16 protein-coding genes are annotated in these 18,941 nt (G+C 63.3%); 15 read left to right on the top strand and 1 reads right to left on the bottom strand.

Annotation, left to right across the window (positions count from 1 at the left end; genetic code table 11):
• Positions 1-4: 4 nt before the first annotated feature.
• From ICI42_RS14630 to ICI42_RS14560, 15 genes are all read left to right on the top strand, one after another.
• Positions 5-211, top strand: a complete 207-nt coding sequence (locus ICI42_RS14630) for a hypothetical protein (RefSeq protein ID WP_188165321.1) — start codon at positions 5-7, stop codon at positions 209-211.
• 75 nt (positions 212-286) lie between these two features.
• The gene (locus tag ICI42_RS14625) at positions 287-589 is read left to right on the top strand and encodes a hypothetical protein (protein ID WP_188165320.1); all 303 of its coding nucleotides are present in this window, start codon (positions 287-289) and stop codon (positions 587-589) included.
• 46 nt (positions 590-635) lie between these two features.
• Positions 636-1,301, top strand: a complete 666-nt coding sequence (locus tag ICI42_RS14620; protein ID WP_188165319.1) for a response regulator transcription factor — start codon at positions 636-638, stop codon at positions 1,299-1,301.
• 13 nt (positions 1,302-1,314) lie between these two features.
• Entirely contained in the window at positions 1,315-2,706 is a 1,392-nt protein-coding gene (locus tag ICI42_RS14615) for an ATP-binding protein (protein WP_188165318.1), read from the top strand.
• A gap of 360 nt (positions 2,707-3,066) precedes the next feature.
• The gene (locus ICI42_RS14610) at positions 3,067-3,516 is read left to right on the top strand and encodes a hypothetical protein (protein WP_188165317.1); all 450 of its coding nucleotides are present in this window, start codon (positions 3,067-3,069) and stop codon (positions 3,514-3,516) included.
• Between the two features lie 102 nt (positions 3,517-3,618).
• Positions 3,619-4,749: a c-type cytochrome biogenesis protein CcmI gene (gene ccmI, locus ICI42_RS14605; protein WP_188165316.1), complete on the top strand. Its 1,131-nt coding sequence runs from the start codon at positions 3,619-3,621 to the stop codon at positions 4,747-4,749.
• A 6-nt stretch (positions 4,750-4,755) separates the two neighbouring features.
• Positions 4,756-5,196 (top strand): cytochrome c maturation protein CcmE, encoded by a 441-nt coding sequence (gene ccmE, locus ICI42_RS14600; protein WP_188165315.1) that lies wholly within the window; start codon positions 4,756-4,758, stop codon positions 5,194-5,196.
• Positions 5,197-5,204: 8 nt separating this feature from the next.
• Complete coding sequence (locus ICI42_RS14595) at positions 5,205-7,184, top strand: heme lyase CcmF/NrfE family subunit (protein ID WP_188165314.1); 1,980 nt, start codon at positions 5,205-5,207, stop codon at positions 7,182-7,184.
• Positions 7,181-7,651, top strand: coding sequence for a cytochrome c-type biogenesis protein (locus ICI42_RS14590; protein ID WP_188165313.1), 471 nt, complete (start codon positions 7,181-7,183; stop codon positions 7,649-7,651). Before ICI42_RS14595 ends, ICI42_RS14590 begins: the two co-directional genes overlap by 4 nt.
• 116 nt (positions 7,652-7,767) lie before the next feature.
• Positions 7,768-9,282 carry a Do family serine endopeptidase gene (locus tag ICI42_RS14585; RefSeq protein WP_188165312.1) on the top strand — a complete coding sequence of 505 codons (1,515 nt, stop codon included), beginning with the start codon at positions 7,768-7,770 and terminating at the stop codon, positions 9,280-9,282.
• A 194-nt stretch (positions 9,283-9,476) separates the two neighbouring features.
• A complete protein-coding gene (locus tag ICI42_RS14580; protein ID WP_188165311.1) occupies positions 9,477-10,151 on the top strand; it encodes a response regulator transcription factor in 675 nt (224 codons plus the stop codon).
• Entirely contained in the window at positions 10,151-11,596 is a 1,446-nt protein-coding gene (locus ICI42_RS14575; RefSeq protein WP_188165310.1) for a sensor histidine kinase, read from the top strand. The genes ICI42_RS14580 and ICI42_RS14575 overlap by 1 nt, the downstream gene beginning before the upstream one ends.
• Positions 11,597-14,563 carry a bifunctional [glutamine synthetase] adenylyltransferase/[glutamine synthetase]-adenylyl-L-tyrosine phosphorylase gene (locus ICI42_RS14570; RefSeq protein WP_188165309.1) on the top strand — a complete coding sequence of 989 codons (2,967 nt, stop codon included), beginning with the start codon at positions 11,597-11,599 and terminating at the stop codon, positions 14,561-14,563.
• Positions 14,564-14,625: 62 nt separating this feature from the next.
• Positions 14,626-15,042 (top strand): EF-hand domain-containing protein, encoded by a 417-nt coding sequence (locus tag ICI42_RS14565; protein WP_188165308.1) that lies wholly within the window; start codon positions 14,626-14,628, stop codon positions 15,040-15,042.
• Between the two features lie 244 nt (positions 15,043-15,286).
• Positions 15,287-16,498 carry an alpha/beta hydrolase family protein gene (locus tag ICI42_RS14560; RefSeq protein WP_188165307.1) on the top strand — a complete coding sequence of 404 codons (1,212 nt, stop codon included), beginning with the start codon at positions 15,287-15,289 and terminating at the stop codon, positions 16,496-16,498.
• A 27-nt stretch (positions 16,499-16,525) separates the two neighbouring features.
• Here ICI42_RS14560 and ICI42_RS14555 read toward each other — a convergent pair whose 3' ends face one another.
• Entirely contained in the window at positions 16,526-18,859 is a 2,334-nt protein-coding gene (locus ICI42_RS14555; protein ID WP_188165306.1) for a PAS domain-containing sensor histidine kinase, read from the bottom strand.
• Between the last annotated feature and the right edge of the window lie 82 nt (positions 18,860-18,941).

Below are 18,941 nucleotides of genomic sequence, written 5' to 3'. Positions count from 1 at the left end.
AGCCATGAACGACTTGAAACCCTGGTACGTTTCCCGCACCATCTGGGCCTCGATCGTCAGCCTCGTCATCGGCGCGATGGGGGTGCTTGGAATGGCGGTGGACGGGGCGGACCAGTCGATGCTGACGGATGCCACCATGCAGGCGGTGGTCGCCGTTGCAGGGGCCATCGCGATCTGGGGGCGCATCACCGCGCGCGACCGGATCGGGTGACTCTGAGGGGCTTATGAAGGACGTCTGCGCGATGCGTTCATTTCATGTTCAGGGGGGATAGGTTAGACGTTGGATATGAAAACGCTTCGCTCCTTCCTCACCCGCGCGATTGCCGCTGCCTGTGTCGGCGGACTGGCCGTTTCCCAGTCCTTCGCCGCACCGATGCCGGCCAAGCCCCAGGCTCAGGAGTTCGTCGTGCAGGTTGCCGGCGACTGCTACGCCATCGGCCAACAGGTCGCCGCGCAGAATGGCGGCCAGCTCGCCCGGGCCACCGCCCAGAACAGGGGCGGGCAGACCGTCTGCGTCATCGTCGTGCTCGTGCCTGGCCGGGACGGCGAGCGGCCGCGCCGCGCCGAGTTCGTGGTTCCCGCGAACTGACGGCATAGAACGGTTTGGACAGCACGCAGAACGGGATGAAGACGGCATGAGAATTCTGGTGGTCGAGGACGACAAGGAACTCAATCGGCAGCTTTCGGAAGCGCTGGTCGATGCGGGCTACGTCGTCGACAAGGCGTTCGACGGCGAGGAAGGGCATTTCCTCGGCGATACCGAGCCTTACGATGCCGTGATCCTCGATATCGGCCTGCCGCAGATGGATGGCATCAGCGTCGTCGAGCGCTGGCGGCGGGACGGCCGCAAGATGCCGGTGCTGATGCTGACGGCACGCGACCGGTGGAGCGACAAGGTTGCCGGCATCGATGCCGGCGCCGACGATTATGTCGCCAAGCCATTCCACATCGAGGAGGTGATGGCGCGGCTGCGCGCCTTGATCCGGCGCGCTGCCGGGCATGCGTCGTCGGAGCTGTCATGCGGGCCGTTGCGGCTCGACACCAAGGCTTCGAAGGCCGATGTCAACGGCGTGCCGCTGAAGCTGACCTCGCACGAATTCCGCCTGCTCGCCTATCTGATGCACCATATGGATCAGGTGGTGTCCCGCACGGAACTGGTGGAGCATCTCTACGATCAGGATTTCGACCGCGATTCCAACACGATCGAGGTTTTCGTCGGCCGCCTGCGCAAGAAGATGGGCATCGACATGATCGAAACGGTGCGCGGCATGGGCTATCGCATGCGCGAACCGCAAGCCTGACCGGTCGGGCGCGGTGTGGCGGTCCTTTTCCTTCAATCTCGGTCCGCGCTCGCTGGCCTTTCGGGTCATCGCCTTTTCCACGGTCTGGGCGATCGTGGCGTTTTTCGTCATCTTCACCGTCATCAGCACGCTCTACCGCCAGGCGAGCGAGCGCGGCTTTGAAAGCCTGTTGTCGGCGCATCTGTTCAATTTGATCGGATCGGTGAGCGTCTCCGACGGCGGCGCGCTGATCGGCTCTCCCGATCTCGGCGACCTACGCTTCTCGGAGCCGAATTCCGGCTGGTACTGGTCGGTCGATCCGGTATCGCCCGATCTGACGGGGCAATTGCGCTCGTCTTCGATGACCGAGCCGATCCTGTCGCCGGGAGCGGGCGAGGTCGCCTTCAACCGGCAGTTCCAGCGCAGCTATCGCACCGAGGGTATCGTCGGCGAGGAGATCGAGGTGCTGGAAAGCGAATTCGTTCTGGGCGCGCAAAACGACATCGCCCGCTTTCGGGTGATGGGAAACCGCTCGGAGCTGGAGTCGGAAATCGAAGTGTTCGAAGGCCGTCTGGCCTTCTACCTGTCGCTGTTCGGGCTGGGCATGATCGCCATCAACGCCGTTGCCATCCTGCTGGGCCTGCGGCCGCTGAACCGCGTGCGCAGCGCGCTGGCCATGGTTCGCGAGGGAACGGCGCAGCGGCTGGACGGCAAGTTTCCGGTCGAGATCGAACCGCTCGCCAACGAGACCAATGCGCTGATCGAGAACAACCGGCGCATAGTCGAACGGTCGCGGACGCAGGTCGGCAATCTGGCGCATTCGCTGAAGACGCCGCTTGCGGTGCTGCTCAATGAGGGCAGGGCGCTGGGCGGCAGGCAGGGCGATCTGATCGTCGATCAGGCGTCGGCGATGCAAAAGCAGATCGACCATTATCTCCAGCGGGCGCGCATGGCGGCGCAACGCGAAAGCGTGGTGTACCGTACGCCGGTCGGTCCGCTGATGGAGCGCATGGTTCGGGTTCTGAGGAAGCTGAGCGCCGACAAGGACCTATCTTTCGAAATGCCGGTCGCGGACGTGATTTTCGCGGGCGAGCGCGAGGACCTCGAGGAGATTGTCGGCAACCTCCTCGAAAACGCCATGAAGTGGTCGAAGAGCGCGGTCGCGGTGTCGGTCGCCATCGACGACGATCCGGAAGGCGCATCGCTGTTTTCCATCGTCATCGAGGACGATGGGCCGGGCATTCCCGAGGAAAAAGCCCGCGAGGCTCTGCAGCGCGGCAGACGGCTGGACGAGACCAAGCCCGGCACCGGGCTTGGCCTGGCGATCGTCGGCGACCTGGTGAAGGAATATGGCGGCGTGCTGACGCTGGACCGGTCGCGGTTGGGAGGGCTGAAAGCCACGGTACAGCTGAAAGGCGGACATTGAAAATGGTGGGGTTTTGGGCTCTAAGCAGCCAATGTTTGGTCAAACAGCTGATGTAACCTCTATCATGTCCATGACGGACCAGGGTCAGGACCTATTAAGATGATCGAAATGGCGCCTGAAACGGCAAAGAGATGCCCGGAGAAGCGGGAAGGTCGATGTCTATCCACCGGCCGAGCGGTTCGACGCCGCAGGTCACAGCCGTTTCGGCGTCCGGAGGATGTGGTCCATTTGACCGGCAACTGCGTCGCGAAGGCTAAAAAATGGTCAACATTTCCTTCGCCTCCGCTTCTTGTATCCGGCCAAATGGCCGCACACCATTTCGACCATCTTAACAGGTCCTGACCCTTGAGTTCGACACCGATGACGGCAGTTAAAATCAAGATCGCTGTGGCTTTTGCTGTGCTTGCCCTTGCCGGCTGCAGCACGACCGGCGGCGGTGGCAGCGGCGTGGTCGGCGCGCTGACGCCGGGCGGTGAGACCGCTGAAAGCAATGTCTCGGCCAGCATCATCAGGTCGCTCAATGGCGGGCTCATCGGCGGCCAGATCGGCAGCGGGCTCAACGATTCGGATCGCCGGTCGGCCTTGGCCGCCGAGTATCGGGCGCTGGAATATGCGCAGGCCAGCCAGCCCGTGACATGGTCGGGATCGTCCGGACGCACGGGACAGGTGGTTGCGCTGCAGCCCTATCGCGTCGGCTCGCAGGATTGCCGGCAATACACCCAGACCGTCAACTCGACGGCGGCGGCGGTTTCCACCGCACGCGGCACGGCATGCCGCAACCCGGATGGCAGCTGGTCGCTGCTCAATTAAGCGTTATCTGGGCCTGAAATCGGCAAAAAGCCTTGCAGGACAGGCAATAAGCCGCAGCTTGCCGACATTGGCAGGCCGAAGCGTCGCCGTTAAGAGATGCGCATGCTGTTCTGGATCATTGCCGCCCTGCTGACGTTCGGCGCGAGCTTCGCGATCCTTCTGCCTCTGGCGCGCAAGGCCGAGACGGAAACGGGCAGCCATGACATGGAAGTCTATCGCGACCAACTGGCCGAGGTCGATCGCGACGTCGCGCGCAAGCTGATCGCCCGCGAGGAAGCCGAGCAGGCCCGCGCGGAGATCGGTCGGCGGATCATCCGGATAGACGCCGAGCAGCGGAAGGCTGCGAGCGCTCCCGTTTCGAAGCCGGCGCGGTGGCTGGGTGCCCTGGCTGTGCTTGCCGTGCCGCTCATCAGCTGGGGCGTCTATGGCAGCATCGGGTCGCCTTCGGTGCCGTCGCAGCCGCTCGCGGCGCGTTTGGCCGAAGAGCCGCGCGACAATTCGGTCGAGGAACTGGTCGGTCGCGCCGAAGCCCATCTTGCATCCAACCCAGACGATGCGCGCGGCTGGGAAGTGCTGGCGCCGATCTATATGCGCATTGGACGCTTCGGCGACGCCGTAACCGCCTATCGCAACACGATCCGGCTTGCTGGCGCGACTGCCGCACGGGAGGCCGGCCTTGGCGAGGCCATCGTCAACGAGGGAGGCGGCCTGGTCTCGGCCGACGCGCAGGCCGCGTTCGAACGGGCGTTGCTGATCGAGAAGGACTTTCCCAAGGCGCGTTATTACCTGGCAATGGCGCTGGCGCAGGAAGGCAAGCATGCCGAGGCCGTCGAAGCCTGGCAGCAGATGCGCCAGATTGTGCCGGCGGATTCGCCCTGGCAGGCTGCTGCGCAGGAAGCCATCGCGGCAACGCAGCAACGCTCGGCGTCCGCGCCGCAGAACGCGGCCCCCGGACCCTCGAACGACGATATCGAGGCAGCGGAAAACCTGTCCGGCGCGGACCGTACGGCGATGATCGAGCAGATGGTCGCCAGCCTCGACCAGAAATTGCGACGGGATGCCGCCGATCCGGATGGTTGGATGCGGCTGATCCGCTCCTACATGGTGCTCGGCAAACCGGACGAGGCGCGCGACGCGCTGAAGCGGTCGCTCGCAGCACTCGGGGCCGATAGCGAGGGCGGCCGCAAGGTCGCGGCTTTCGCCTCCACCCTCAACCTCGTTGCGACGGAGTAAGGTCGCATGACACGCAAGCAAAAACGCCTGTCGATCATTTTCGGCGCTCTCGCCTTTCTGGGCGCTGCGACTGGCCTGACCTTTTACGCGCTGGGGCAGAAGGCTTCCTATTTCTATATGCCTGACGATCTGAAGACCGCCAATCTTCAGCCTGGACAGCGCATCCGGCTTGGCGGGCTGGTCGAAAAAGGCACCATCGTGCGGGGACAGGGGACGGATGTCGCCTTCAGCGTCACCGACACGGGGTCCTCGGTCAAGGTTCGCTATACCGGCATCCTGCCCGATCTTTTTCGCGAGGATCAGGGCGTGATCACCGAAGGCAGCTTCGAGGCGGACGGCACCTTCAAGGCCGACAGCGTGCTTGCCAAGCACGACGAGAATTACATGCCGCGAGAAGTGGCCGACAGCCTCAAGGAAAAGGGTGTCTGGCAGGAAAGCACGCAGTAGGAACACCGATGGTCGAGACCGGTCACTTCGCCCTTGTGCTTGCCCTGACGCTGGCGCTCGTTCAGTCGGTCGTCCCGCTTTATGGCGCCCGCGTCGGCGATACGCGGCTGATGCAGATTGGCGGCACCGCCGCCGTCACCGGCTTTGCCCTGACATTGCTGTCGTTTGCCGCACTGACCGTCGCCTATGCGCAATCCGATTTCTCGGTGGCGAATGTTTGGGAGAACTCCCACTCGGCCAAGCCGATGCTGTTCAAGATCACCGGCGTGTGGGGCAACCACGAAGGTTCGATGCTGCTGTGGGTGCTGATCCTCACCTTCTTCGGCGCGCTGGTCGCAGCCTTCGGCGGCAACCTTCCGCCCACGCTGCGGGCTAATGTGCTTGCCGTGCAGGGCTGGATCGGCACCGCCTTCCTGCTCTTCATCCTGGCGACGTCCAACCCCTTCCTGCGGCTTTCGCCCGCACCGTTCGAAGGGCAGGATCTCAATCCGATCCTTCAGGATATCGGTCTCGCGATCCATCCGCCGCTGCTCTATCTCGGCTATGTCGGCTTCTCCATCAGTTTTTCGTTCGCGGTGGCGGCGCTGATCGAAGGCCGCATCGACGCCGCATGGGCGCGCTGGGTGCGGCCCTGGACGCTCGCCGCCTGGATCTTCCTGACCGGCGGCATCGCCATGGGGTCGTACTGGGCCTATTACGAACTCGGCTGGGGCGGCTTCTGGTTCTGGGATCCTGTCGAAAACGCCTCCTTCATGCCATGGCTGGCGGGCACGGCTCTTCTGCATTCCGCGATCGTCATGGAAAAGCGTTCGGCGCTGAAGATCTGGACGCTGCTTCTGGCCATCATGACCTTTTCGCTGTCGCTGCTGGGCACTTTCCTCGTGCGCTCCGGCGTGCTGACATCCGTCCATGCGTTTGCCACCGATCCGAGCCGCGGCATCTTCATCCTTTGTATCCTGATGCTGTTCATCGGCGGTTCGCTGGCGCTGTTTGCGTTCCGCGCGTCCAGCCTGACGCAGGGCGGGATTTTCCAGCCGATCTCGCGCGAAGGCGCGCTGGTGCTGAACAACCTGTTCCTGACCACGGCGACGGCGACCGTGCTGATCGGAACGCTGTATCCGTTGCTGGTAGAGGCGATTTCGGGCGACAAGATTTCTGTCGGCGCGCCCTTCTTCAACCTGACTTTCGGCGCTGTGATGCTGCCGCTCCTGCTGGTGGTCCCTCTCGGGCCGCTTCTCGCCTGGAAACGCGGCGATGCGCTGGCGGCTGGGCAAAGGCTGATGGCTGCCGCAGGGGCGGCTCTCTTCGCCATGATCTGCACGATGATCGTGGTCGACGGCGAAACGGTTCTGGCCGCGGTCGGCATCGGGCTCGCCGTGTGGCTGATCATCGGCGCGCTGACCGATCTGGCTTTGAAGGCAGGGCTGGGTTCGGTCGATGCCAACGTCTTGTGGCGCCGGTTGCGCGGCCTGCCGCGCTCGGTCTTCGGCACGAGCCTGGCGCATCTCGGCCTCGGCGTCACGACGCTGGGGCTAGTCGGCGCGCTGTCCTTCCAGACCGAGGCTATTCTGGTGATGAAGCCCAAGCAGGTTGTCGAAGTGGCCGGAAACGCCATCCGCTTCGAGGGTCTTCGGCCGTTTCGCGGTCCGAACTTCACCGAGGACCAAGGTATCTTCACGCTCCTGAACGAGGCGGCGGCGCCGGTTGCCGAAATTGTTTCCGCCAAACGCTTCTATCCGGTCCGGCAAATGCCGACCACGGAGGCCGGCATCAAGACGCTGTGGTTCAGCCAACTTTATATTTCGCTCGGGGACGAGACCGGCGCCGGCGCGGCCGTGGTCCGCATCTGGTACAAGCCGATGGTGACGCTGATCTGGCTTGGCGCCCTGGTCATGATGGCGGGCGGCACCGCCTCCCTGATGGACCGTCGCCTGCGCGTCGGCGCACCGGCGCGGCGCAAGCCCGGCAAGGCGGCCGCAGCGGCATGAGCAGGCTTGCCCATCTGTTTCTGGCGCTCTGCCTCGTGGCGTTGACGGCGCAACCTGTCTTCGCGGTCAAGCCGGACGAGGTGCTGGCGAATCCGGCGCTGGAGGCGAGGGCGCGGTCGCTGTCCGAGCACTTGCGCTGCATGGTGTGCCAGAACCAGTCTATCGACGAATCCGATGCCGAACTGGCGCGCGACCTGCGTGTTCTCGTCCGCGAGCGGCTGGTCGCAGGCGACACGGACGATCAGGTGATGGATTACATCGTTTCGCGCTACGGCGAGTTCGTTCTGCTCAAGCCGCGCTTCAACCTGCGCAACGGACTTTTGTGGGCGGCACCGGTTATCTTTCTGCTGGGCGGCGGGTTTTTCATGCTGACCGCCTTGCGTCGGCGGAAAGCAGGGTTGCAACCGGAGGCGTTGACAGACGAAGAGCAGGCGGCGCTGAACAAGATTGTCGGCCGAGACGACTGACGGAGTTCAACATTACGAAAGTTTCATTCCCCGGAAATGGCCCGGTAATGTGACGTCTTCTATCTCTGCATCCAAGGGCGCGAACCAAGCGCTTCTTGTTCAGAGGAATTTAAGACATGAGCACGTCCAAGACTTCGCTTTCCCGTAAGACCCGTCTCCTCGCCGCCGCTGCCTCCATAGCGATTGCCGGCAGCATTGGCGTCGGTGCGCTCGCAACCGTCAGCGGCCCCGTGCTTGCCGATGCCGTACGCGTCCAGGCCCCGCAGGCGCCAAGCTTCGCCGATGTCGTCGAAAAGGTCTCGCCCGCCGTCGTCAGCGTCCAGGTCAAAGCAAAAATCGAGGCCGCCGCCAACCGCGGCGGTTCACAGTTCGGACCGCGCGGCTGGGAAGATCTGCCCGACAGCAACCCGATGAAGCGCTTCTTCCGCGAATTCGGCGGTCCTGACCAGGACGGCCCGCGCCGCCAGAGCCGCCGCAACCAGGAGCCGCGTCCGGTGGCGCAGGGTTCCGGCTTCTTCATCTCCGAAGACGGCTATCTCGTCACCAACAACCACGTCGTCGACGGCGGCTCGTCCTTCACGGTCGTCACCGATGACGGCCGCGAACTCGACGCCAAGCTGATCGGCACCGATCCGCGCACCGATCTCGCCGTGCTGAAGGTCGATGCGGACGGCAAGTTCACCTATGTCGACTTCGCCGATGAGGCGAAGGTCCGCGTCGGCGACTGGGTCGTGGCCGTCGGCAACCCGTTCGGGCTCGGCGGCACGGTGACGGCCGGTATCGTCTCGGCCCGTGGCCGCGACATCGGCGCAGGTCCCTATGACGACTTCCTGCAGATCGACGCGGCTGTGAACCGTGGCAATTCGGGCGGTCCGGCCTTCGACCTCAACGGACAGGTCGTCGGCGTCAACACGGCGATCTTCTCGCCGTCGGGCGGCAATGTCGGCATCGCCTTCGCCATTCCGGCTTCGACCGTCAACCAGGTGGCCAAGCAACTGATCAGCACCGGCAATGTCGAGCGCGGTTGGCTGGGCGTCCAGATCCAGCCGGTGACGGCCGAGATCGCCGAATCGCTCGGGCTGAAGAGCGAAAAGGGCGCGCTCGTCTCCAGCGCTCAGGATGGCAGCCCCGCGGAGAAGGCCGGCCTGACGGCAGGCGACATCATCACCGCCGTCGATGGCAAGGAGGTCGCTTCGCCTAAGGAACTGGCTCGCCTGATAGCGGGAGTCGGTCCGAACAAGGCCGTCGACGTCACCATCCAGCGTTCCGGCGAGACCAAGTCGGTCAAGGTCGATCTCGGCGAGATGCCGGGCGTCGAAAAGGCAGCCGCGAACCAGGACGCAGCCCCCTCGGAAGCGACCTCCCTGGCCGATCTCGGCCTGACGGTCACGCGTTCGGATGACGGCAAGGGTCTTGTCGTCACCGATGTCGATCCCGACAGCGCCGCCGCCGAGCGCGGCATCCAGGCCGGCGATGTGATCACCGCGGTGAACTCGCAGGAAGTGAAGCGGTCGTCCGACATCAGCAGCGCGCTGTCCAGCGCCGAGAAGGCAGGCCGCAAGGCGGTTCTGTTCCAGATCTCTCGCGACGACACCAACCGCTTCGTCGCGCTGCCGGTGAACCAGGGCTAACAGGAGAACTGTTCCTCCGGGCCGTCTCACTACCCCCGAGCGGCCCCTTCGGAACGGTTGAAACCGGGATGGATTTGTCAGTTTTTTCATTCCGGTTTCGCGGCAGCGGGTTCCCATCGCCTGCTGCCGCAAATATCCAGCGGCCCACGCTTTTGGATTCCGCTGCCTCTGAAAAAATCGCTTATAACGGTCGCATGAAGATTCTTGTTATCGAAGACGATCGCGAAGCGGCGGACTATCTCGAACGGGCGTTCGGGGAAGCCGGGCATACGGTTCACGTCGCCGGCGACGGCGAGACCGGGTTCCTCATCGCCGACAGCGGCGAATACGACGTGATGGTCATCGACCGCATGCTGCCCCGCCGCGATGGACTGTCCGTCATCGCCGGCCTGCGCTCTCGCGGCAACACCACGCCCGTCCTGATCCTTTCAGCGCTTGGCGAGGTCGACGACCGGGTTACCGGGTTGAGGGCCGGCGGCGACGATTATCTGACCAAACCCTACGCCTTCAACGAACTTCTCGCCCGCGTCGAGGTGTTGAACCGTCGCGGGTCGGCGCGTGAGGCCGAAACGGTCTACCGCGCCGGCGACCTCGAACTCGACCGGCTGTCCCACTCGGTCAAACGCGCCGGACGCGAAATTACCCTGCAGCCGCGAGAATTCCGCCTGCTCGAATATCTGATGCGGCATGCCGGCCAGGTGGTGACCAGAACCATGCTGCTCGAGAATGTCTGGGACTATCACTTCGATCCGCAGACCAATGTCATCGACGTTCATGTCTCGCGGCTTCGCGGCAAGATCGAAAAGGGCTTCGACAAGCCGATACTGCACACGATCCGTGGCGCAGGGTACATGCTCAGGGCGAATTGATGGCGCTGCGGCTGCCCGCCATCATGAGGACGACGGCTGCGAGGCTGTCGGCGCTCTATCTCGTGCTGTTCATGATCTGCGCTGTGGCGCTGGTGTTCTACATCAGCGGATTTTCCGAGCGCATGCTGATCGCCCAGACGCAGGAGACGGTCAACGAAGAGGTTCAGGGGCTAGCCGGCGCTTATCAGCGCGGCGGCATTCCGCTTCTGGTGCGCTTCGTCAGCCAACGTGCGCGGCAACCCGGCGCCAATCTCTATCTTCTGGCCGACCCCAATGGCGGGATTCTTTCCGGCAATGTCGCGAGTATCGAGCCGGGCGTGATCGAGACGGAAGGCTGGACGGCGCGGCCGTTTTCCTATGAGCGGTTCGGCGACAGTTCCGAACGCTCCGGCGAAGAGGGTGCGGCACAGCCCGCCGTTTCGGAAAAGCGCCATGCCGCCATCGCGCTGGTCATCCGGCTGCCCAACCGGATGATCCTGCTCGTCGGCCGCGATCTGGGCGAGCCCGAGCGCTTCCGAAGCGTCATCCAGCGATCCCTGATGCTGGCGCTCGGCATGATGGCGTTCGGCGGTTTGCTGATCTGGTATTTCGTCGGCCGCCGGGCGCTCAAGCGCATCGACAAGGTGTCGGAGGCTTCGCAGCGCATCATGGACGGCGATCTCGCGGGGCGGTTGCCGGTCAGCGGCGCCGGTGACGAGTTCGACCGCCTGTCGGAAAACCTCAACACCATGCTGGGGCGCATCGGCAAGCTGAACGAAGGGCTCAAGCAGGTTTCGGACAACATCGCGCATGATTTGAAGACGCCGCTGACCAGGCTGCGGAACCGCGCCGAAGCGACGCTTGCAAAGGCCGACGCCGAAGCGGTCGACTATCGCGAGGCGCTGGAAGGCACGATTGCCGAGTCCGACCAACTCATCCGCACCTTCAATGCCATTCTGATGATCTCACGCCTGGAGGCGGGTTACTCCGCCGAGCCGTTAGCAAAGGTCGACCTGACGGCGGTGGTGCGCGATGTCATCGAGCTCTATGATGCCGTGGCGGAGGAGCGCGGCGTGCAACTGGAGAGTCAGATTTCCGATGGCGTTTATGTCGAAGGCAATCGCGAATTGCTGGCGCAGGCGCTGTCCAATGTGGTCGACAATGCGATCAAATATTCCGCCGGCAGCGTCGATGCGCCGAAAGCCCGCATCAGCCTTCGACGCGACGGCGACCGGATTTCGCTCGAAGTTGCCGACAACGGCGTCGGCATTCCCGACGAGAGCGACCGGGCGAGGGTCACCGAACGGTTCGTCCGTCTTGAGCAGAGCCGCTCGCAGCCGGGCTCCGGCCTGGGGCTCAGCCTGGCGACGGCGATCATGAAATTCCACAGCGGCAGGATCGAGCTGAAGCCCGCCGATCCGGGACTGCTGGTGCTGATGAATTTGCCCGCGATGAAGGGTGTCTGAATGAACGCGTCGGCCGGACGGAAAAGCAAGGCGAGCAGGTGGAAGCTGCAGCCTGTTCTTGCGCTCAAGCCGCTCGATGCGGCCGAGGCGGACGGCAATCTCAAGGACCTCGCGCAAACTGCATCCGAAGCCGGTCTCGACCGGGTTGCCGCCTTGCTTGCCGGCGGGGGAGCGGAGAAGGATTTCCTCGCAGCCGTCTTTGACCTTTCGAGCTTTCTGCATGACGCCGCGCGGCGGCGGCCCGAGTTTTTGGACGTCTTGTTCGATAGCACGGTCGAACAAAGGCTTGAGGAAATCCTGAAGGCTGTCGCCGCCACGCCGCAGCGCGAGAGCGCGACGGAAAACACCATGATGAAGGAGCTGCGCCTGCTGAAAGCCGAGGCGCATTTCCTGATCGCGCTCGACGATCTGGCCGGCACGGCGACGGCTGAAATGTCGGTTCGGCGTCTCAGCGCGCTCGCCGAGGCCTGCATCAAGGCGGCGGTCGAGTTCCTGCTGCTCGATGCCCATGCGCAGGGCAAGCTGAAGCTGCCCGACACCGCCAATCCCTCGGCCGGATCTGGCTGGATTCTGCTCGGCATGGGAAAGCTGGGTGCGCACGAACTCAATTTCTCCTCCGACATCGACCTCATCGTTTTCTTCGAGCCGGAAGCATCGGCGGTTCTCGATCCCTATGAGGCCACGGATATGTATGCGCGGCTGACCCGACGCCTCGCCCGCATCCTGCAGGACAGGACCGAGCACGGTTACGTCTTCCGCACCGATCTGCGCCTGCGGCCCGACCCGGGCTCGACGCCTTTGGCCATCCCGGTGCAGGCCGCGCTCAATTATTATGAAAGCCGCGGCCAGAACTGGGAGCGCGCGGCGATGATCAAGGCGCGGCCGGTGGCAGGTGACATCGCCGCGGGTGAGGCATTCCTGAAGGAACTGCTGCCCTATGTCTGGCGCAAATATATGGACTATGCGGCGATTGCCGATGTGCATTCCATCAAGCGCCAGATCCATGCCCATAAGGGGCATGGCGAGGTCGCGGTGAAGGGTCACAACGTCAAGCTGGGGCGCGGCGGCATCCGCGAGATCGAGTTTTTCGTGCAGACCCAGCAGCTTATTGCCGGCGGCCGTTTTCCCGAGCTTCGCGGGCGCGAAACGGTTGCCATGCTTGGGCGGCTCGCAGCACTCGGCTGGATCGGGGAGGAAGCGCGCGACGCACTCGCCCGCCAATACTGGTTCCTGCGCCGCGTCGAACATGCGGTTCAAATGGTGGCCGACGAGCAGACCCACACCCTGCCGGAAGACGACGCGGGCATCGAACGCATTGCCCATATGCTCGGCTTCGACAATGCCGAGATGTTTTCGGCGGCGTTTCGCACATCGCTGCTGGAAGTCGAGGGGCACTATGCCGCCCTGTTCGAAACCGCGCCCGAACTGTCGTCGGGCATCGGCAACCTTGTCTTCACCGGCGAAACGGATGATCCGGACACGCTGAAGACCTTGCAGGGGCTGGGCTTCGAGCGGCCGAGCGATATCTGTCGGGTGATCCGGGGTTGGCATTTCGGTCGCTACCGCGCCACCCAGTCGGCGGAAGCGCGCGAGCGGCTTACCGAATTGACGCCGGCGCTGCTGCAGGCTTTCGGCGCGACGCGCCGGGCCGACGAGGCGATCATCCGCTTCGACGCGTTTCTGTCCGGCCTGCCGGCGGGCATCCAGCTGTTCTCGCTGCTGCAGTCCAACCCGGCACTGCTGAAGCTGCTGGCCACCATCATGGGCGCGGCGCCGCGCCTTTCGGCAGTCATCACGCGCCGGCCGCATGTCTTCGACGGGCTGCTTGACCCAGCACTGTTGTCCGAACTTCCGGACAGGGCCTATCTGGCGGGTCGGCTGGCGGCCTTTCTGGAAAACAGCAAGCTTTACGAAGAAATCCTCGACCGGCTGCGCATCTTCGCTGCCGAGCAGAAATTTCTCATCGGCGTCCGGCTGCTTGCCGGCGCGATCGACGCGGCGCGGGCAGGCAAGGCCTTTTCCGACCTGGCCGATCTGACGGTGGGAGCAGCACTCGATGCGGTTCTGACGGAGTTCGCCGAGCGCCATGGCCGGATCAAGGGCGGGCGTGTTGCCATTCTGGGCATGGGCAAGCTCGGCAGCCGCGAACTGACGGCCGGTTCCGACATCGACCTGATCCTGCTCTACGACCATGATGCCGATGCGGAGGAATCCGATGGCGAGAAGGCGCTGGCGCCATCGCAATACTATATCCGCATGACCCAGCGGCTCATCGCCGCCGTCTCCGCGCCCACCGCCGAGGGCGTGCTGTATGAACTCGATCTGCGGCTCAGGCCTTCCGGCAACAAGGGGCCGGTGGCGACGCATTTCGAGGCCTTCCGCAAATATCAGCGCGAGGATGCCTGGACCTGGGAGCACATGGCTTTGACGCGCGCGCGGACGGTGGCGGGCGACAAGGATCTGCGCGACATCGTGGAAGCGGAAGTCGCCGAAATCATCGCTCTGCCGCGCAATGCGGTCAAACTGGCCAAGGAAGCGCACGACATGCGTGCGCTGATCGATGCGGAAAAGCCGCCGCGCGACGCGTGGGACATCAAGCTCATGCGCGGCGGTCTCATCGATCTCGAATTTATCGCCCAGGTTGCGGTCCTCGGCGACGGATTGGAAGCCGGGCCGCGTTCAACATCCACAGCGGATGTGCTGGCTCGGCTGAAACCGGATTTCGCAGACGCTGGAATTAGGCAAGCCCTGCAAGACGCATACGCGCTTTATTCGGCATTGACGCAGATGATGCGTCTTTGCCTTACCGGCGCCTTCGAAAGGGAGGATCTTCCTCCGGGACTGGCGGATCTGCTTCTGGCAGCCACCGACCTTCCCGACTTCGGGGTTCTGGAGGCCCATGTGCAGGAGACGGCCAAGGACGTCCGCAAGACGTTCGACACACTGCTTCGACCGAAGCGCAGATAGGCCGATGGGACGGCCGGCTGCGCTCCAAAGCATCGGGGGTAACGGTGCAACAGGAGAAGACCATGAAGAAGACAAGTATCGCTCTGGCATTTCTGGCGCTGTCCGGCGCGGTGGCCAATGCCGCGCCTCAAGCGCAGACGACCCAAGCCGCAGGCAAGAACCGCTTCGTGCGCGTCGATGCCAATGCCAGCGGCGACATCACCTTCGACGAATTCGCCGCTGCCATGAACAAGCGCTGGACGAAGGCAGATGCGAACAATGATGGCAAGGTCACGGTCGCAGAACTGGTCGAAACGATCCACAGAGGCCGCGCCCAACGCATAGCCGATCGGATGATGGCGCGGTTCGACGCCAACAAGGACGGCAGCTTGACCAAGGACGAAATCGAGACGCAGCAGAAGGCGATCTTTGCCCGGCTCGACAAGAACAGCGACGGCAAGATCGTCGCCGACGAGATGCCTGCGCGGAAAAAGGGCTGACCCTCACGCGAACGCTTTCCGCGTCCAGAGTGGCGGAAACAGCGCTAACATCAGATCGTAGTTATAAACGCCCCGGGTCCTAGTCTTTCGGCTTGCGACCGGGGCGACCATCCAGCGCCGGTGACGGCGTTGCAAGGCGCCGGCTATCACGAGTTTTTTACCTGTCCGATATAGACTTCCGGACGAGATGCGAAAGCGATCATGACGATCCGCTTTGCTGTCTCTTTGGGTAGAGGTTTGCGTGATGTCGAATATCGTTCGTACCGTTGCTTTATGTTGCGGCGTACTTTACGGGGCGCTCCCTGCGGCGATGGCGGAGGAGAGCAATCCAGTGCAGGTATCGTCGGGCATCACATATGAATTTCTCGCGCGTTGGGATGTCGACCGACTCAACCAGATTCTAACGGCCGAAATGCCGAAATTTTCGGGTTTCGACGTCAAATACACTCCAGCTCGCAACGCGGTTAAGCTCTACAGGGTGACGTATAATTCGGTTGTTCCGGAAAAAGGGAACAAGCCGATCGTGGCGTCGGGTCTGCTTGCCATTCCGGATACGGACGGCAAGTCCTTCCCCATCGTTTCCTACCAGCACGGAACGGTCTACGGTCGTCAGGAGGTTCCCTCCTTCGCCGACCAGTCGCCCGAAACCCAGGCAATGATCGCGCAGTTCGCCGGCCAGGGTTATATGGTCATAGGGGCCGACTATTTCGGCATGGGCATCTCCACCGAGCCGGAAGGCTATCTGGTTAAAGGCAGCCATCAGCAAGCCTGCGTCGACATGATCACCTCGACGAACAGCGTCCTGGAGCAGATGAAGATCTCCAGCGACCGGCTGTTCCTCGCCGGATGGTCGCAGGGCGGCTATGTCACCATGGCGTGCCTCGAAAAGCTCGAAAGCGCCGGCGTGAAGGTCAACGCGGCGGCGACGGCATCCGCGCCGCTCGATCTGTTCGCTTTGATGAACGGGTTTTTCAATTTTCCGCGCAAGAACGACGCGGAGTGGTTGAACAGCATCGTCATTCTGACCGCTTTTTCCTTCGAGAACTATTATGGACTGCCGGGTCTGGCGCGGTCAGTGCTCAACGACGATGTCTATGAAGTGGCTCGCAAGGCTTATGTGCGCGAGCCCTTCGATGCGGCCACCATTCCCTCCGATCTGCACAAGCTGGTCCGGGCTGAGTATTTCGATACGCAGTTCTTCGCCGCATCGGCTTACGGACGGTTGATGCTGACCAACACGGCCTATCGTTGGGTGGTGAAATCGCCGGTCCGCAACTACTACGGTGAGGCCGACGAGGCGATCACCGTAGGTGTGGGCAAGATCGCGATGAGCTATCAGCAGGCGATGGGCGCGGGCAATCCCACTGTGGAAGCCGTCTCCACTGGCCAGACCACCCACCGCGGAACCTTCGCAACGGCTGTGCCCGAGTGGAAAGCCTGGTTCGACGAGAAATAGGAAAGCCCTTCCTCAGCCGCCCGGTGATCACGCCGCCTTGCGATAGATCTTCGCGACCTTGCGGACCGGGATGCGCACCGAGACGATCGTGCCCACGCCTTCGGTCGACCTGATCTTCATCGCCCCGCCATGCATTTCGGCGAGCGAGCGGGAAATGGCCAGGCCCAGACCGGAGCCGGTGTGGTTTTTCGAGAACTGGTTCTGCACCTGCTCGAAAGGCCGCCCCAGCTTGGTCAGCGCATGCTTGGGGATGCCGCAGCCGGTGTCCTCTATGCTCAGGGTCATCGCTCCCGACGCATTGCGCGCGCGCACCGTGATCGTGCCGCCATCGCCGGTGAACTTCACCGCGTTGGACAGAAGGTTGAGCATGATCTGCTTGATGGCGCGGCGGTCCGCATAAAGCGACATGGAGTCGGCGATCTGCGTCTCCACCTTGATGTTCTTTTCGCCCGCCTGCAGCGCCACGACCCGCACGGTTTCGCGGATGAGGGGGCAAAGGTCGATTTCCTCCCGCTCGACCGAAAATTGTCCGGCTTCGATCTTGGACATGTCGAGAATGTCGTTGATGACGCCAAGCAGATAATGGCCCGAGCTGTTGATATCGCGGGCATATTCCTCGTAGCGCGCCGAGCCCATCGGCCCGAACAGCTGCGTTTCCATCAGCTCCGAGAAGCCGATGATCGCATTCAGCGGCGTGCGCAACTCGTGCGACATGTTGGCGAGAAATTCCGACTTGGCGCGGTTGGCGGCTTCGGCCCGTTCAGTCTCGCGCATATATTTGCGGTTGAGCTCGACCAGTTCGCGCGACCGTTCTTCCTCAGCGCGGCGGGCAAGGCTGAGATCCTGAATGGTCGCCATCTGCCGGCGTTCGCTCTCCAGCAGCTTTTCCTGCTGCAGCTTGATCTGGGTGATGTCGGAACCCACGGATGCGGTGCTGCCGTCGCGTGTTTTCAGCTCGTTGACCTGCAGCCAACGCCCGTCGGCGAGCTGACGCTCGTAGCTTGCGCCGTTGAGCGGCCCGTTGGCGCTGGCGATGCGGCGCTCCGAGGCATAGGCGGTCATGCGCTGCTCGATGATCGTCTTGGGCATGCCCGGCATCACATCGGAGTCCGACAGGCCGTTGTCCTGCTGGAACTTGGTGTTGCACATGATCAGCCGGTCGGACGCGTCCCACAGGACAAAGGACTCGGTGATGTTTTCGATGGCCGTGCGCAGCCTGAGATCGGCGGCTTCCGAACGCAGCGCCAGATGCCGCTGCTCCGTCACGTCGACGGCGATGCCGATCATCTGGATGTCGGCTGCGTCGGGATCGACCACCTGTGCCCGTGCGCGCATCCAGACCCACCGCCCGTCGGCGTGGCGCATGCGGAAGACCTGATCGATATGGTCGACCTCCCGGGCCACGACGCGGCTCGCCAGGGCGAAGAGATTGCCGTCGTCGGGATGGATGATGCGCTCGACCTCGCCGAAGGACAGCATGTTGTCGCAGGCTTCATAGCCGAGCAATTCGTACATCGAGCGCGACCAATACATGCGGCCGCGCACCATGTCCCAGTCCCACAACCCGCATTTGCCGCGCACCAGCGCCATGTCGATGCGCTGATGGGCTTCGAGGTAGATGTTGTCGGCGGCCTGCGCGCGCGCGGCTTGCGTGAAATAGGCGTAGAGGATGACGATCAGGATGCCTGCCGTCATCATGAACAGCGTGGCATTCAGCGAAACGGTCTTGCGCCATTCGGCGAAGACGGCGTCTTTCGGGATCATCGCCAGCGCAGCGATCTTACGGTCGGCCGTAACGGCGACGGAGGCGAACCATGACCGGCCGTCAATGGTCACCGGCATGACGCCGGCGCGTTCGCCGAACATGAGCAGCGGTTGTCCGCCGATCATCATCGCATCCAGCATGCGGCCTTCCCAGCCGGCGGAGTGGGGGCTCGCGGCGATGATCTTGAAATTGGCATCGGTGACCGCGAGCACCTGGCTGCGGTTGAGCACACCATGCTGGCTGATGCGTTCCAGCATGTCGGTGCTGGCGGCGAAGGGGTCCGTGCCGCTGTTGGCGATGGCCGACAGCCCGTTAGCCAGTTCGCCCGAGGACAGAGCGAGGATGGCCTTGGCATTGCGTTCGACCTCTTCGCGCCAAGCCATCAGCGACATCGAGCCGACGATCGCAACCGCAATGAGGAAGAAGATGATGAGCGAAGGGATGGAGCGGCGCAGAAGCGGCTCGGCGGCGAGAAGCTTACGATAGGCCGGCTCCGCGATGAGGCGGGCGCTGCCGGAAAGTCCGCCATTCTTCTCCCGCTTCCTGCGGGCAGCAGACGTTCCCCCGGGCGCGTCCCACGCGTCCGCCTGTGCCATCGTGTGGCTCCCTCAACGACAGTTTGCTTTAACGAACCGGGAACGCCGAACTTCCGATTCGTTAACAAAGAATCAAATGTGA

It is taken from the genome of Oryzicola mucosus (genome assembly GCF_014534685.1).
GTDB classification, from domain to species: Bacteria; Pseudomonadota; Alphaproteobacteria; order Rhizobiales; family Rhizobiaceae; genus Oryzicola; species Oryzicola mucosus.
The sequence above is the reverse complement of the archived record's forward strand: the minus strand, read 5'-3'. Positions and strand labels throughout refer to the sequence as shown.